The sequence below is a fragment of the Enterobacter sp. WI-ESBL-E8 genome (genome assembly GCF_053364895.1).
In genome coordinates this window covers 1,042,820-1,058,559 of sequence record NZ_JBRWXJ010000001.1, presented here as the reverse complement: position 1 = coordinate 1,058,559, position 15,740 = coordinate 1,042,820, and the positions used below count along the sequence as shown (strand labels likewise).

Below are 15,740 nucleotides of genomic sequence, written 5' to 3'. Positions count from 1 at the left end.
CTCTTTTTTGCCACGGATCAGCTATGCGCATACTTCACACCTCGGACTGGCATCTGGGTCAAAATTTTTACAGCAAAAGCCGTGCGGCTGAACATGAAGCGTTCCTGGGCTGGCTGCTGGAAACGGCCCGGACGCACGAGGTGGACGCGATAATTGTGGCGGGTGACATCTTTGATACCGGTTCTCCCCCCAGCTATGCGCGTGAACTGTATAACCGCTTCGTGGTGAATCTCCAGCAAACCGGCTGTCATCTGGTGATTGTCGCCGGCAACCATGATTCCGTCGCGACGCTCAATGAATCCCGCGACATCCTGGCATTTCTCAATACCACCGTTGTCGCCAGCGCCGGGCACGCCCCGCAGATCCTGAAAAAACGCGACGGTACGCCGGGGGCGGTGCTGTGTCCGATACCGTTTTTACGTCCGCGGGACATCGTGCAAAGCCAGGCGGGGCTGTCGGGGGCGGAAAAACAGCAACATTTATTACAGGCCATCACCGACTATTATCACCAGCAGCACGCCGAAGCCTGCGCTCTGCGCGGCGAACAGCCGATTCCGGTGATTGCGACCGGGCACCTCACCACCGTCGGGGCCAGTAAAAGTGACGCCGTACGTGACATCTATATCGGCACGCTGGACGCCTTTCCGGCGCAAAACTTCCCGCCAGCCGACTACATCGCGCTCGGGCATATCCACCGCGCGCAGGTTATCGGCGGCTGCGAGCACATCCGCTACTGCGGATCGCCCCTTTCGCTCAGCTTTGATGAAACGGGCAAAGCCAAATCCGTGCATCTGGTGAGTTTTTCCGACGGAAAGCTTCACGCCGTCGAGACGCTGGAAGTCCCGGTCACCCAGCCGCTGGCGGTGCTGAAAGGCGATCTTGACGCCATTACCGCCCAGCTTGAGCAGTGGCGCGGCGCGGCGCTTAACCCTCCCGTCTGGCTGGATATCGAAATCACCACCGATGACTACCTGCACGATATGCAGCGAAAAATCCAGGCGCTGACCGAAGATTTGCCGGTTGAGGTGTTGCTGGTCCGCCGCAGCCGCGAACAGCGCGAGAAAATTCTGCTCAGCGCCCGGCGCGAAACCCTCAGCGAGCTGAGGGTAGAAGAGGTGTTTGAACGCAGGCTCTCGCAGGAGGAGATAGACGACGCGAAGCGTGAAAGGCTTAGCGAGCTGTTCACCCATGCCCTGCATGCGCTCGATGATGAGGACGAAAACGCATGAAAATTTTGAGCCTGCGCCTGAAAAACCTTAACTCTCTCAAGGGCGAGTGGAAAATTGACTTTACTGCTGAACCCTTTGCCAGCAACGGGCTGTTTGCTATAACCGGCGCGACCGGAGCAGGCAAAACCACCCTGCTCGACGCCATCTGCCTGGCGCTTTATCACGAAACCCCACGCCTGCAGAAGGTCTCTCAGGCACAAAACGACCTGATGACGCGCGACACCGCCGAGTGTCTGGCCGAAGTGGAGTTTGAGGTGAAAGGCACGGCCTATCGCGCCTTCTGGAGCCAGAACCGGGCGCGCAATCAGCCTGACGGCAACCTGCAGGCACCGCGCGTGGAGCTGGCGCGCTGCGAAGATGGCAAAATCCTGGCCGACAAAGTGACGGATAAGCTGGAGCAAACCGCCGCGCTCACCGGGCTGGACTACGGCCGCTTTACCCGCTCCATGCTGCTCTCTCAGGGGCAATTTGCCGCCTTCCTCAATGCCAAACCGAGCGATCGTGCAGAACTGCTGGAAGAGCTGACCGGCACCGAGATCTACGGCCAGATTTCCGCCATGGTATTTGAGAAACATAAAGCAGCCCGCAGCATGCTTGAAAAGTGCGAGGCGCAGGTTGCAGGCGTCGTGCTGCTGAGCGAAGAGCAACAGCAGCAGTTACAGCAAAGTTTGCAGGCACTTACTGACGAAGAGAAAAGCCTGCTGGTACAGCAGCAAAGCCAACAGAGAGATTTTCAGTGGCTTACGCGCCACGATGAGCTTGTACGCGAGCAACAGCGCGTCACCGCGATGCAGCAGCAGGCGCAGCAGGCACTGACGGACGCAGCGCCTGAGCTGGCAAAACTCCAGCTTGCCCAGCCCGCCGCCCAGCTTCGACCGCTTTGGGAGCATCAGCAGGAGCAAACCGCGCGCCTGACGCAAACGCAGCAGCGAATTGTCGAAGTAAATACTCGCTTACAAGCTAAAACCGTGCTGCGCGCACGGATCCGCACCACCGCCCTGCGTAACCACGAGCAGCTACAGACCGAACTGACGGCGCTGGCGCAGTGGCTGGCGGAGCACGAGCGTTATCGCCTGCTGGGCCAGGAGATTGCCGGCTGGCGCGCGCAGTTCTCGCAGCTTAACCGCGATAAAACGCAGTTAGCCTCGCTTGCTGCGCGGATGCGTGAATTACGCAACAAGCTGGCAGAGATGCCGGAAAATGCGCTGACGCTGACGGCGGACGAGGTCAGCGCGGCACTCGAGCAGCAGTCCCGGTCACGCACGCTGCGCCAGCGGCTAACGTCGCTTCATGCCCGCTATCAGCCGCTGCAAAAGCGCCTGCTTCAGAATTCGGAAAGTCTGCAAAAAGCGCAGGCGGAACAGGGTAAGCTCAATGAAACGCTGGCGCTGCGCCGCCAGCAGTACAAAGAGAAAAACCAGCACTATCTGGACCTGAAAGCGCTGTGCGAAACCGAAGCGACAATCAAAAAGCTGGAACATTATCGTTCGCAGCTTGAGGCGGGCAAACCCTGCCCACTGTGCGGCGCAAGCGAACATCCCGCCGTGGAGACATACCGGTCGCTTGAGCTGACGGAAAACCAGCGCCGCCGCGACGCCCTGGAAAAAGAGGTCGCCTCACTCAAAGAGGAAGGCCTGCTGGTGCTGGGACAGGTTAATGCCCTGACGCAGCAGATCCAGCGTGAGACAGACGAAGCGCAGACCCTGGCTCAGGAAGAGCAAGCGCTCACTAAAGAGTGGCAGGAAGTCTGCGCGTCCCTGAATATCGCATTGAATATTCAGGAAGATATCGCTCCATGGATGAACGAGCAGGAACGCTACGAGCACCAGCTTTATCAGCTCAGCCAGCGTCTGACCCTGCAAAACCAGCTGAACGAGCAGGAAGTGCAGGAACGACAGTATCAGCAGCAGCTGGCGGCCGCGCGCCAGGCGCTGGAACACACCCTGCTCTCGCTATCGCTTAACGTACCTGAAGAGGGTAATGAAGCCGCCTGGCTGCACGCCCGTGAAGCCGAGTTCGCGCAGTGGCAAGAGAAGCAAACGCAGCACGGCGTGCTTCTGGAACGTATGAACGCCCTGAAGCCGCTGCTCGACGCGCTTCCGGAAACGCACAGCGAAGAGGCCGAACCGGCTATTCCTGATGACTGGCGCGCCATCCACGACGAATGCGTGTCGCTGCAAAGCCAGCTCACCGCGCAGCAGCAGCAGGAAGCGCTGGAGCAGGAGCGCCTGCAGCAGTCGCAAACGCAATTCACCGCGGCGCTCTCAGCCAGCTGTTTTGCCGACCGGGACGCGTTTCTTGCCGCGCTGCTGGATGAACCGACGCTTCGTCATCTCGAACAGCTGAAACAGTCGCTGGAAAACCAGCTACAGCAGGCCGCGACGCTGTGCGGGCAAGCTCAACAACAGCTGCAGTCTCACCTGGCACTGCGACCGGAAGGGCTCGACGCCGACGCTCCCACTCTGCAAATCCAGCTGCAGCAGCTGGCGCAGCGGCTTCGTGAGAACACCACCCATCAGGGCGAGATCCGTCAGCAGCTTAAGCAGGACAGCGATAACCGGCAGCACCAGTTGGCGCTAATGCAGCAAATTGAAGAGGCCGCGCGTCTGGCAGACGACTGGGGGTATCTGAACGCGCTTATCGGCTCCAGCACCGGCGACAAATTCCGCAAGTTCGCTCAGGGATTGACGCTGGACAATCTTGTCTGGCTCGCCAACCAGCAGCTTACCCGCCTGCACGGGCGCTATCTGCTACAGCGTAAGGCCAGTGACGCGCTGGAGCTGGAAGTGGTCGATACCTGGCAAGCGGATGCGGTTCGCGATACCCGCACGCTCTCCGGCGGCGAGAGCTTCCTGGTCAGCCTGGCGCTGGCGCTGGCGCTTTCCGATCTGGTGAGTCACAAAACGCGGATCGATTCGCTGTTCCTGGATGAAGGGTTCGGCACGCTTGACAGCGAAACGCTGGATACCGCGCTGGATGCGCTCGACGCGCTGAACGCCACCGGGAAAACCATCGGCGTGATCAGCCACGTTGAGGCGATGAAGGAGCGCATTCCGGTGCAGATCAAAGTGAAAAAGATTAACGGGCTGGGGTACAGCAGGCTGGACAGGGAGTTTGCGGTGCCGTAAAGGCCCGCTCCCTTCTGTAGGCCGGGTAAGGCGCAGCCGCCACCCGGCTTTTTTATTACGGCTGCCTGAATTCGCCCGGTGGCGCTTCGCTTACCGGGCCTACAAATTTACCGGCCATAACCACGCCGCGCCGCGCACGCCGCTGGAGTCACCGTGGACGGCTTTACGGATTGGGGTTTCGCACTCGCCGCCAAACACCCACTGTTTCACCAGGTTCGGCACAGTGGCGTACAGCCGGTCAACGTTGCTCATGCCGCCGCCCAGCACAATTACGTCCGGATCGAGAATATTCACCACGTGCGCCAGGGATTTCGCCAGACGCATTTCGTAGCGGCTCAGGGCCAGCTCGGCCACCGGATCCTGCTCTTCGACCAGCCGCATGATCTCGTTGCCCTTGAGCGGCTGGCCGCTCAGACGGTGATAATCGGTCGCAAAACCGGTGCCGGAGATAAACGTCTCTATACAGCCTTGTTTACCGCAGTAGCACGGAACGTCGGTGCGGTATTTAAGTTCGTCTTCATCCATCCACGGCAGTGGGTTATGTCCCCACTCGCCCGCAGTGCCGTTACCGCCAATATGGGCGCGCCCGCCGAAGGCCAAGCCCGCGCCGCAGCCGGTGCCGATAATAACGGCAAACACGGTCTGGGCACCCGCTGCCGCGCCGTCGATGGCCTCAGAGACCGCCAGGCAGTTGGCGTCGTTAGCCAGACGGACTTCCCGGTTCAGGCGCGCGCTTAAATCTTTATCAAACGGCTGGCCGTTGAGCCAGGTCGAGTTGGCGTTTTTAACCACCCCGGTATACGGCGAGATCGACCCCGGGATCCCCATCCCGACGCTGCCGATTTGTCCTGTCGCCTGCTCTGCCATCTCGACCAGCCGGGCAATCGTCTCGATAGTCTGGTGATAATCATCGCGCGGCGTAGGCAGACGGTGGCGGAACAGCTGTTCCCCCTGCTCGCTCAGCGCGATGACTTCTGTTTTGGTGCCGCCCAAATCAATCCCAATACGCACACGACTCTCCTCATTATTTTGATTATCAACAGAGTAGAAGCACGCTTCCCGATTAGCAATGCAAGCGATGCGACAATTCGTTATCATGCCCGCTGATTTAACGACAAGGCCGTGGAAATTATCATGCTGTGGTTCAAAAATTTGATGGTTTACCGTCTCAGCCGCGACGTTTCGCTGCGTGCAGAAGAGATGGAAAAACAGTTAGCCGCTTATACCTTTTCCCCTTGCGGTAGCCAGGATATGGCAAAAACCGGTTGGGTTCCGCCAATGGGTTCTCAAAGCGATGCACTGACCCACGCCAGCAGCACGGGTCAAATCATCGTCTGCGCCCGTAAAGAAGAGAAAATACTGCCTACGCCGGTGGTTAAGCAGGCGCTTGAAGCGAAAATTTTCAAGCTGGAAGCCGAGCAGGGCCGCAAGCTGAAAAAAACCGAAAAAGATTCGCTGAAAGATGAGGTTCTGCATTCACTGCTGCCGCGCGCCTTCAGCCGCTTCAGCCAGACCATGATGTGGATCGATACCGTTAACGGGCTGATCATGGTGGACTGCGCCAGCGCGAAAAAAGCGGAAGATACGCTGGCCCTGCTGCGTAAAAGTATCGGCTCTTTACCGGTCGTTCCGCTGGCGCTGGAAACGCCAATTGAGCTAACGCTGACCGAATGGGTACGCAGCGGCGCTGCGGCGCAGGGTTTCCAGATCCTTGATGAAGCCGAACTGAAAGCGTTGCTGGAAGACGGCGGCGTGATCCGCGCGAAAAAACAGGATCTGGTGAGCGACGAGATCGCGGTACACATTGAAGCGGGTAAAGTGGTCACTAAACTGGCGCTCGACTGGCAGCAGCGCATTCAGTTCGTGATGTGCGACGACGGCTCCGTGAAGCGTCTGAAGTTCTGCGACGAGCTGCGCGATCAGAACGAGGATATCGACAGGGAAGATTACGCTCAGCGCTTTGACGCGGACTTCATCCTGATGACCGGCGAGCTGGCCGCGCTGATTCAGAACCTGGTGGAAGGTCTCGGCGGCGAAGCGCAGAGATAGTCTCCCCTCACCCTAACCCTCTCCCCAATGGGGAGAGGGAAAAAAATCATTTCAGATAGCGGCACAGATAAGAGGTCGGTTCAGCAACCTGCAAATGGAACTCGCTGTGGCCAGGGACGTTGAAAACTTGTCCGGCGGCGTAAACTTTCCATTCCGTTTCCCCCGGCAGCAACACGTTCAGCGCGCCGCTCACCACCGTCATTTCTTCGGCCTCCGCCGTGCCAAAGGTATATTCCCCTTCAGCCATTACGCCAACGCTGGCGCGGCCAGTGCTGCTGCTGGTAAAACCAATGGATTTCACTTTACCGGAAAAGTATTCGTTACTCTGAAGCATGAACTGGCCCTTATATTTTCAGATAAAAATTCACTATAGGGGCCATGCTCATCACCTGTCACGTAAAATCATTACATCAGAAGCTCCGAGGCCAGGCGCGCCATCAGAACGTTGGATAACAGTACGGGCACATCCAGCGCCTTTTGCAGCAAATCACGATGGTGCTGGTGGAAACCCAGACAGTCCAGGATCAACACATCAGCCCCTCTCTCCAGCAGCTCCTTCCCGGCGGCAATGAGTTTGGCCTCACTGTCCCAGAACGGATTTGCCAGCGCGTACAAGGGGACTTTTTCGAGCACCTGCCATTTCGCCTCCTGGTTGTCCATGAGCTCCTCGATAGGAACAATCACCCCAACCTGATGGCCATCGACGATGGAGGCCACCAGCGGCGGTATGATCCGCATCGGCTCCAGCAAAATCGCATTGCGCGCCATGAGTCCCTTAATGGGCGCGGTACTCATCAGCAAAATAACGTCATAACCTTGATTATCGAGCACTTCTATCACGCCCTGCAGCGAGCGCTCGATTTTCTGGCGTGATACATGCGCCAGTTTACCGTCGCTTAATAACGTCGCCAGGGGATCCTCCCCCGCCTCTACAGCGTAGTCTTCCATGACCTCTTCCCGACTCATCTTCCCCAGCAGGCTGAGGTGCGTTATCTGTTGTTCAGATACATGCTCGGTTAAGAGCGGTAACACTTCGCTTACAGGGACCACACCAATGGTGAGGATCGCCAACGTTGCCTTCATCTTTATCGCCTTCCATTACTCCAACATCGTGCACACAGGTACAGGCTCACTACGCTGCACAGTTCATTTTTTCAACAAAACAGCACCAAGCGTAGCAGGCGATCCCGACATAGAAATGTAAAGATCGCCTGCCGATACCGGAGTTACTTGTAATAACTAAATATTAACTCCGGCTTAACTTTCTCGGTGAGTAAAAAGTGTGATTCAGGCACGATATTGGAGCGTTTAGGAAAACTGTCAGGTTTTGTCGGGATCTTCGTAGCGCCGTTTCGCATCCAGCGCTTCCTGTTCAGTCTCGTGTTCACTGATCAGCGAGTCCGGTTTTGGATGATCGGCACGCAGTTGATACCAGGTCACGGTGTGACTCGTCTGGCCTTTTTCAACGGTAACAATACGCGCTTCACGCGGATAGGGAGGTCTGGTTGGCATAGCTCATCCTTTTTTTATGTCTGAGCTATAAGTATAGACGCCGGTTAGCTTGCACAAGCCAAACGCAGGGCGGTAATAATCTGAATCACAACGTCTTCGGGAGACGCCGATGCATCCACCACGTGGTGAGCCGCTTCGCGGTATAACGCATCGCGTTCGGCCAGCACTTCACTCACCTCTTCGCTGAGCGGCCTGGAGGTCAGCGCGGGGCGTTGCCCCTCTTCAGGAAACGCTTCCAGTCGCCCGACCAGCGCCGACACCGGCGCGCTGAGATAAATCACAATCCCCTTTTCGCGCATAAAGTGACGATTGCACTCCGCCAGAACGATGCCACCGCCGGTCGCAATTACGGCTGACGGCGTGGTGACCGCTTTCAGCGCGGCCGTTTCGCGTGCGCGAAAGCTCTCCCACCCTTCCTGCTCAACAATGTCGGCGATGGTTTTTCCGGCCTCGGTTTGCAGCCAGTGGTCGGTGTCAACAAATTGGCGATGACACACGCGTGCCAGCTCCAGGCCAACGGTGGTTTTCCCACAGCCGCGGGGGCCAACTAAAAAGATGGGTTGGGTCATAGCCAGGTGTTCCCCTTGATGCCGGATGGCTGAAGAGTGTAAAGAAATAATTGCAGAAGATGTTGCGATTACTTTACTGCAAAGCGGTACGGGATGACAACCCTGTGGAGGCCACACTGTACCACAAATTGACAATAATTATCATTACGCAGTGCGGCGCTTCACTTCCAGCAGCCATTTATCCAGTTCGGCAGCGAACTGCTGACGGTCGCGCTGGGACAGGCTGTCTGGTCCACCGGTCTGCACGCCGCTGCCCCGCATCGTATCCATAAAATCGCGCATGGTGAGCTTCTCGCGAATGGTCGAAGGCGAATAACGTTCACCGCGCGGGTTAAGCGCCGCCGCCCCTTTCTCCAGCACTTCAGCGGCCAGCGGAATATCCGCCGTGATCACCAGATCTTCCGCACTACACAGGCGCACAATTTCGTTATCCGCCACGTCGAACCCGGCCGGCACGCGCAAAGAACGGATGAACCGCGAAGGTGGTACGCGGATATTCTGGTTCGCCACCAGCGTCATCGGCATCTGGACGCGCTCGGCGGCGCGAAACAAAATCTCTTTAATCACATTCGGACACGCGTCCGCATCAACCCAAATCGCCATATTGTCTCCCCATAATGAGTCTGCCGACTATTGTCGCCTGCATTTCGTTGTTAAGCTATCAATCAGAGAAAACAACGCACAATGACGGAGAATCGTGATGGACAAGAAAATCGGGTTTATCGGCTGCGGTAACATGGGCAAAGCCATCCTGGGCGGTCTGATCGCCAGCGGGCAGGTGCTACCGGGTCAGATTTGGGTCTATACCCCGTCACCGGACAAGGTCGCCGCGCTGCGCGATCAATACGGGATCAACGCCGCCGAAAGCGCGCAGGAAGTGGCCCAGGTTGCCGATATCGTCTTTGGCGCCGTTAAGCCAAACATCATGATCAAAGTCCTGAGCGATATCACCTCCAGCCTGAACAAAGAGACGCTGGTCGTGTCGATTGCCGCTGGCGTCACGCTCGATCAGCTGGCCCGCGCGCTGGGTCACGACCGTAAAATCGTCCGCGCCATGCCTAATACCCCCTCGCTGGTCAACGCCGGCATGACCTCCGTGACGCCTAACGCGCTGGTGACCTCAGAAGAAGTGGCCGATGTGCTGAACATTTTCCGCTGCTTCGGTGAGGCGGAAGTGATTGCCGAATCGATGATTCATCCGGTGGTCGGCGTGAGTGGTTCTGCGCCTGCGTACGTCTTCATGTTTTTAGAAGCGATGGCCGACGCCGCCGTGCTTGGCGGTATGCCGCGCGCGCAGGCGTATAAGTTCGCCGCGCAGGCCGCCATGGGCTCCGCCAAAATGGTGCTGGAGACCGGCAAACACCCTGGTGAACTGAAAGATATGGTCTGCTCACCGGGCGGTACCACCATCGAAGCGGTGCGGGTGCTGGAAGAGCGCGGATTCCGCTCGGCGGTCATTGAAGCGATGACAAAATGCATGGAAAAATCAGAGAAGCTGAGTAAATCCTGATCGTCTCAGCCGGGCGTTATGCGGCCACTTCGGTGCGGCTGCGCCCGGCATTTTTCGCCCTGTACAGCGCCACGTCAGCCGCCTTCAGCCATTCCCGATAATGCCCAAACTGCGGCCCCCAGGGGGCAACGCCCACGCTTATGCGCAGCGCTTCTTTTGGCGCGCACGGTAGCGACAATTTCTCCAGCCGCTCGTGCACCCGTGACATCACGGCGATGGCGCTTTCCGCCGCGGTCTGCGACATAATCACCGCAAACTCATCCCCGCCAAACCGGCCGATAGCATCGCCTGAACGCACCGACATCTGGAGCTGGCGCGTAATGGCGATGATCGCCTCGTCGCCCACATCATGTCCCCAGGTATCGTTGATGTTTTTAAAGTGATCGATATCAATCAGCAGTATCGTGGCGGTGATGTGGCTTCGTCGGCACTGCTCAAATTCATTTCGCAGCAGCATTTCCCAGTGCCGGCGATTAAAGACCCCGGTCATTCCGTCGCGGGTGCTCATCATTTCCAGCCGCCGCTTATGCTCCGCAAGCCTGACGGCCGTTCGGTGGCTGAGCCAGGCAAAGAGCATGGGATAAAGTACGAGTACGGGAAGCGTGAAGCCCCACTCCACGGGGTCGGGGTTGAAGGCAGCCACCCTCCCGAAGAATGGCAACGTCACCAGCGCAGAGAGCAGGGTCAACATTATCCCCGGGATAAACAGGCGGCAGCCGCCGGAACCCATCATATTCATCCCCACCATCATCACCAGCGCTGCGGTAGGTAACGCATTCATCCCCATCACGCCGATCCAGAGCCCGGCAATAATGGCATCGATCTTAAGATTGAAGATTTCCTGCTGATGAGGCGACGTGGCGCGGTAGGATAATTGCCAGGCGAAATGAGGCCAGATGAACGACCACCCCACCAGTATAAGCCACCAACCGCCGGGTAAAAAATGGGTGACCAGCATCCCGGCGATGGGGAAAAACATTGCCGCCAGCCCGGCTGCGCGTGCCAGCCGAACTCGCCGGGCAAACTGAATGCCGGCGCGGTGAGGGTCATCCTGAGAAAGGGTTAAATTCCACTCTTCCCGAATGCGCTTTTTGTTGTAATAGGTTTCATCATTCATCATTTTTGGGAATATTCTGAAACATTTTCCCAAATTATAGAGAGGAGGTCTGCGGGGAAAGTATGAAATTTCGGGTGAGCCGCCGGAGCCGCTCACCCGATAGGACTACACTTTTTTCTTCAGGCAGGCACTCATGAACTTGCTGCGGTCATCCCCCTTCAGGGACTGCTCGGTTGCCTTCGCATTACACTCGCGCATTTTTTGCTGCTGCGGCGTCAGGCTTTTTTCAGCGGGTTTCGAGGCGCCATTTTTGAGGCAGTCGCTCATGTAGGTCTTACGGGCGTCCCCCTTCAGGCTCTGAGACGTCGCCTGTTGGTTACACGTAGTCATACGCTGCTGTTGAGGCGTTAACGTTTTCTCTTCCGCGTTCGCCGATGCGACCATGAACAGGCCAGAGAGCAGAGTAACCAGTAATGTTGTTTTCATTGCACCATCCTTTTGTGAACATTCCCTGTAAGTCTGGTTCGTGACGGGAAAAAAACCACCCGGCAGATGTGATTTCCGCCGGGGTTTTATCATTTAAGACCCAGCGCCGCCTTCATGGTGTAGAACAGATCCGTTTGATCGGTCAGGCCCACCACGTTTGCCGCATGCGGACCGTAGGCTGCAATGCGCAGCTGGGTGCCCGTGTGCTCCATGGACTCTTCTTCAGAGTTGCCATAGCTCATCACCATGACGGCGCCATCTTTGGTATTCAGCGCCTGCGTAAGCCCCGGTGCTTTGGTATCAGCCGGGATGATCTGGCTGGCGTGCGCATGATCCGCGGTGACGATCACCAGGGTGTTACCGTCTTTTTTCGCGAACGCCAGCGCCTTCTGCACCGCTTCGTCCAGATCGACCGTTTCGCCAATCTGGCCGCACGGGTTGGCAGCATGATCCTGTTTATCGATCGACGCGCCCTCCACCTGCAGGAAGAACCCTTTTTCGCTCTTGCTCAGCAGAGAGATCGCTTTATCGGTCATCGCCGCCAGCGTCGGTACGCTGTCGGTGCGTTTCGGGTTAGGCGTACAGGTTACGGCAGGCTTATCAATGTTGCCGTGATATGAGGCTTTTGGACCTTCCCAGCGCACGGGCATGTTGCCGTCGGAGAAAAGCCCCAGCAGCGGTTTGTCCTGGCTCGCCTCGGTTATCGCCGCCAGAGAACTGGCATCACTCACCAACTGATAGCCGCGAGCCTGCGCCTGCTCGCGCAGCGTTTTGCCCTGCCACTCGCCGGCCGTCGCGGTTTCCGCGAAGGTTTTCGCGCCGCCGCCCAGCGTCACGTCAGGGCGCGCGTTCAGCAGCTGTTCCGTAATCGATCCCTTGCCGCCTTTTTCCAGCGCGTTCGTTGGGCATTTTTCGCTGGTCACTGACGGGCCGTAGCATTTACGTGAGGTCACGTGCGCCACCAGCGCCGCAGGCGTTGCATCCTGAAGCTCAGCAGTAGAGACGTTGCCGGTCGCCAGACCCGCCGCTTTTGCCATCTCGAGAAGGGTTTGATGATCTTTTTCGTGAATATCCACGCCCAGTGCGCCGTTATAGGTTTTCACGCCAGTGGACCACGCCGTGGCAGAGGCCGCTGAATCCGTTACGTAATCCGGTTTGCCGGTTTTTTTATCCAGCGCGTAATGGGTATATTGTCCGGTCAGCGGTAATGCGTCGATACCTTTAAAAAAGCCGCCCGCCCCCTCAGCATAATTTCGCGCCGCCGTAATTTCGGAATCACCCATTCCATCGCCAATGAGCAGAATAATGTTTTTTGCCGGTTTCTCATTCAGCGAAGCGCGAATAGAGGCGGTTTGATCTTCCGACAATCTGCGGGCGCCGCCAGGCTCGGTGATATCCCCTTTTGCAGCACGATTATCCAGCACGCTGGTTTGGACTGTGTCCGCATAAATGGCCGGGGTAATTAAAAGGGGAAGTAATGCGATGAAAAGTGCGCTCTGTTTCAATTTATTTTCTCCATGTACAAATACATAAAAATAAAAACAGAGCGACTATAGGCATCCTGCATGACAATTCTATGACACGTCGTTACGTCCTGTGACGGTTTAGCTGCGCGGATGCCTTAACAGCTTCTTTACGTACTGGTGGAGCATCTCCGCATCCTCAACCGGCACCTGCGATTCAGGCCTGACGCTGTCCAGCGCACCTTCCACGCTCTCAATCAACGCCTGTTGATCGGTTTTCGCCATCTGCCGCAGCAGCGCGGTAACCACAATTTCCAGCGCTTCGACCTGAGCGACCAGTTCTTTTGACTCTTCTTCCTTTTGTGCAAGCTTGACCAGCAATTCAGCAATCAGATTTTTCATCGTGCTATTTCCTTATCAGTTTTTTCTGAAGTTAGCATTCTGAATCCGTTATGCAAAGAGAAGAAATATATTATGGTATGCAAAAGTGATGCAGGAACGAAAATAAACGCCCCACGTCGTCAGCGAAACGTTTTTCTATAAAAAAACGCCGCATTTTGTTATATAAAAATGCGGCTACCATAAGAATATATAATACATTAGCGAAACGGTTATCTCCCTGATTTCGCCACCTCCATTTGCCTGCGGCGACGCAGCGCAATAGCCAGCTGGATAATATTGATTAAAACGACAATCGCCGTAGCAGCAAATACCCAACGAAAACCAGCCATTGCGGAAACGGAAGCACCAATAAGCGGACCGGCAACATTCCCCAAATACATAAATGACTGGTTATATCCAAAAATACGCCCCGTCACCTGGTCGCTGGAATATTTAACCAGCAGGGTCTGCACCGCAGGCAACATTGCGCCATCGGCAAAGCCGAGCAGAAAACGCAGTACGCCAAGCTGAAGCGGAGAGGTGACAAACGACATGGCGAAAAAGAGCACCACGGCAAAGATCAGCGTCGCCATCAGAATGCGCGCCGTGCCGATCCTGTCACCCAGTTTTCCAAGACGCGGCGCGGAAATCAGCGCGGATACGCCCGGCACGGCGGCAATCATGCCGCTCAGAAACGCGATATTGTTACTCTCCGGCTCCATCGACTTAATAAACAGCGCCAGAATCGGACCAACCGAACCGTTACAAAGCTGGATAACCATGGTGGTCACGAACAGGCTGATCATCAGCCCCGGATAGGGCAGCGAGGCGAAAACGGCCCTGCCGCTGAGGCGTTCAGATTTACTGATAACCGGGCGGCCTCCCTCTTTGATAAGAAAGAGCGTCACCAGAAAACTGACCACCAGCAGGATCGCGGTGATGATAAATACCGCGCGCAGCCCGACGTGGTCCGCCAGAAAGCCCCCCAGCAGCGGGCCACCGATAACGCCGCTTATCTGCGCCGTGGAGAGCGTGCTTAGCGCCCAGCCGCTGCGCTCGCGCGGTACCTGAGAGGCGACCAGCGCCATGGCGTTGGGAATATACCCGGACGTCAGCCCCATCACCGCTCTCAGGAAAAAGAGCTGCCAGACGTTGGTGGCAAAGGCCTGCAGCAGAATGGCTATCGCCATCCCGAGCGAGGCGCGCAGCAGCATCAGCTTCCGGCCCTTCCGGTCGGCCAGGCTGCCCCACATCGGTGACACAATGGCGGACACCAGAAACGTGACGCTGAACGTCAGACCGGACCACATGGAAAGCGCTTCATGGGAGGTCACACCCAGCTGTGAAACGTATAGAGGCAGGAACGGCAAGATCTGGCTGATGGCAAGCCCGGTAAAGAAGCAACCGAACCAGACCGAGATGAGATTTACTTTCCAGGATTCCATAAAGAAATAGTCTTCATTTTTAGGCGAATTCGCAGACAGATTAGCAAGTTACGCGTGTTGACGTCGCACCAGAGATGCGGCCTGAATGACTTTGGTGTTTTATCTTCCCAGTCATCATATTTGTGAAATAAGTCACAAATCATCCATTTTCTGGCGGAATATTATGCTTCAGCGGCAGAGCCCAAAACCGCGCATCCCCAGATGAAAGTGGTTGGCATGCGCCGCGTTATACTCAGGCCCCAGGCCGTTTCCGTAATAGCCACAGCTTGCCGCCAGCATTGCCTTCAGCCATGGCTGCGTGTTGGCCGCCTTCCAGCCTTTTAGCACCGTGACGCGTTCACCGTTCGTCAGCCGAAAGGCGGCGATATCCAGTGCCTCTGCCGTGGCATGTTCACTGCGTCGCGCGTCAGGGCGGTGGTAAATATTGCGGCAGGCATAGCTGCCGAGGTGATCGATCCGCGCCAGGTCGCTGCCCATATAGCGTTTTGCCAGCGGCCGGGCCTGCTGGCTGATAAACAGCGCAGAGCTGAGCGCCAGCGGACAGCTGGCAAGAAAACTGCCGTTGAGGCTGACCGGGCCGAAGCTACGCACGCGAACGACATTGTTAAGCGGACACGCCCCGCCGCTGTCAGCCACCGGTTGGGTGCGGATAAGATCTCTTTGGTTAGCCTGGGATAACAGGCTGGCGCAAGCCTCGGGGGTTAAACGCCGAAGCTTATACTGGGTGATTCGGCCAGGCGGGTCGTCAAGCGTCAGCGGGATGAAAGGGTTGTAGTCAGGCGGCAACCAGCGGTAACCCACCGTTGCGACGGCCACAATAATCAAAATGGTCAGCAGCGTTTTTCCTTTCACACTCCCCCCTCAACATTCCCCAAAATAGTATGGCAGAAGGTCGCGAAACCCGCCGGGCA

16 protein-coding genes are annotated in these 15,740 nt (G+C 57.0%); 4 read left to right on the top strand and 12 right to left on the bottom strand.

Features of this window, described 5'->3' with window-relative positions; all coding sequences use genetic code 11:
- Positions 1–23 precede the first annotated feature (23 nt).
- Positions 24–1,229 carry an exonuclease subunit SbcD gene (sbcD, locus tag ACWHWP_RS05020; protein ID WP_447855163.1) on the top strand — a complete coding sequence of 402 codons (1,206 nt, stop codon included), beginning with the start codon at positions 24–26 and terminating at the stop codon, positions 1,227–1,229.
- Positions 1,226–4,357, top strand: coding sequence for an exonuclease subunit SbcC (sbcC, locus tag ACWHWP_RS05015; RefSeq protein ID WP_447855162.1), 3,132 nt, complete (start codon positions 1,226–1,228; stop codon positions 4,355–4,357). Before sbcD ends, sbcC begins: the two co-directional genes overlap by 4 nt.
- Positions 4,358–4,456: 99 nt before the next feature.
- On the opposite strand, the gene mak is transcribed toward sbcC, so the two are convergent.
- The gene (mak, locus tag ACWHWP_RS05010; protein ID WP_447855161.1) at positions 4,457–5,368 is read right to left on the bottom strand and encodes a fructokinase; all 912 of its coding nucleotides are present in this window, start codon (positions 5,366–5,368) and stop codon (positions 4,457–4,459) included.
- A 123-nt stretch (positions 5,369–5,491) separates the two neighbouring features.
- On the opposite strand from mak, the gene rdgC reads away from it, so the two are divergent.
- Positions 5,492–6,406: a recombination-associated protein RdgC gene (rdgC, locus tag ACWHWP_RS05005; protein ID WP_023310540.1), complete on the top strand. Its 915-nt coding sequence runs from the start codon at positions 5,492–5,494 to the stop codon at positions 6,404–6,406.
- Between the two features lie 46 nt (positions 6,407–6,452).
- On the opposite strand, the gene ppnP is transcribed toward rdgC, so the two are convergent.
- The 5 genes from ppnP to ACWHWP_RS04980 all read right to left on the bottom strand — a co-directional run bounded on the left by ppnP (position 6,453) and on the right by ACWHWP_RS04980 (position 9,090).
- Complete coding sequence (ppnP, locus tag ACWHWP_RS05000; RefSeq protein WP_008503270.1) at positions 6,453–6,740, bottom strand: pyrimidine/purine nucleoside phosphorylase; 288 nt, start codon at positions 6,738–6,740, stop codon at positions 6,453–6,455.
- A 71-nt stretch (positions 6,741–6,811) separates the two neighbouring features.
- The gene (locus tag ACWHWP_RS04995) at positions 6,812–7,489 is read right to left on the bottom strand and encodes an AroM family protein (RefSeq protein WP_047347307.1); all 678 of its coding nucleotides are present in this window, start codon (positions 7,487–7,489) and stop codon (positions 6,812–6,814) included.
- A 237-nt stretch (positions 7,490–7,726) separates the two neighbouring features.
- Complete coding sequence (gene yaiA, locus ACWHWP_RS04990) at positions 7,727–7,918, bottom strand: protein YaiA (RefSeq protein ID WP_447855160.1); 192 nt, start codon at positions 7,916–7,918, stop codon at positions 7,727–7,729.
- Between the two features lie 44 nt (positions 7,919–7,962).
- Positions 7,963–8,487 carry a shikimate kinase AroL gene (gene aroL / locus ACWHWP_RS04985; protein WP_047347308.1) on the bottom strand — a complete coding sequence of 175 codons (525 nt, stop codon included), beginning with the start codon at positions 8,485–8,487 and terminating at the stop codon, positions 7,963–7,965.
- A gap of 144 nt (positions 8,488–8,631) precedes the next feature.
- Positions 8,632–9,090 carry a YaiI/YqxD family protein gene (locus tag ACWHWP_RS04980; protein WP_447855159.1) on the bottom strand — a complete coding sequence of 153 codons (459 nt, stop codon included), beginning with the start codon at positions 9,088–9,090 and terminating at the stop codon, positions 8,632–8,634.
- 97 nt (positions 9,091–9,187) lie between these two features.
- Between ACWHWP_RS04980 and proC the strand changes: the two genes are divergently transcribed.
- Positions 9,188–9,997, top strand: a complete 810-nt coding sequence (gene proC / locus ACWHWP_RS04975) for a pyrroline-5-carboxylate reductase (protein ID WP_447855158.1) — start codon at positions 9,188–9,190, stop codon at positions 9,995–9,997.
- 16 nt (positions 9,998–10,013) lie between these two features.
- Here the strand turns inward: proC and adrA are convergent, their stop codons facing one another.
- The 6 genes from adrA to ACWHWP_RS04945 all read right to left on the bottom strand — a co-directional run bounded on the left by adrA (position 10,014) and on the right by ACWHWP_RS04945 (position 15,681).
- Positions 10,014–11,117 (bottom strand): diguanylate cyclase AdrA, encoded by a 1,104-nt coding sequence (gene adrA / locus ACWHWP_RS04970; protein ID WP_063429216.1) that lies wholly within the window; start codon positions 11,115–11,117, stop codon positions 10,014–10,016.
- 102 nt (positions 11,118–11,219) lie between these two features.
- A complete protein-coding gene (psiF, locus tag ACWHWP_RS04965) occupies positions 11,220–11,540 on the bottom strand; it encodes a phosphate starvation-inducible protein PsiF (RefSeq protein WP_047347312.1) in 321 nt (106 codons plus the stop codon).
- An 89-nt stretch (positions 11,541–11,629) separates the two neighbouring features.
- A complete protein-coding gene (gene phoA, locus ACWHWP_RS04960) occupies positions 11,630–13,045 on the bottom strand; it encodes an alkaline phosphatase (RefSeq protein ID WP_447855157.1) in 1,416 nt (471 codons plus the stop codon).
- A gap of 99 nt (positions 13,046–13,144) precedes the next feature.
- On the bottom strand, positions 13,145–13,405 hold the full coding sequence (iraP, locus tag ACWHWP_RS04955) for an anti-adapter protein IraP (RefSeq protein ID WP_024906786.1): 261 nt from the start codon (positions 13,403–13,405) through the stop codon (positions 13,145–13,147).
- A 209-nt stretch (positions 13,406–13,614) separates the two neighbouring features.
- Complete coding sequence (locus ACWHWP_RS04950; protein ID WP_059310497.1) at positions 13,615–14,829, bottom strand: multidrug efflux MFS transporter; 1,215 nt, start codon at positions 14,827–14,829, stop codon at positions 13,615–13,617.
- A gap of 168 nt (positions 14,830–14,997) precedes the next feature.
- Positions 14,998–15,681, bottom strand: coding sequence for an extensin-like domain-containing protein (locus tag ACWHWP_RS04945; protein WP_059310496.1), 684 nt, complete (start codon positions 15,679–15,681; stop codon positions 14,998–15,000).
- Between the last annotated feature and the right edge of the window lie 59 nt (positions 15,682–15,740).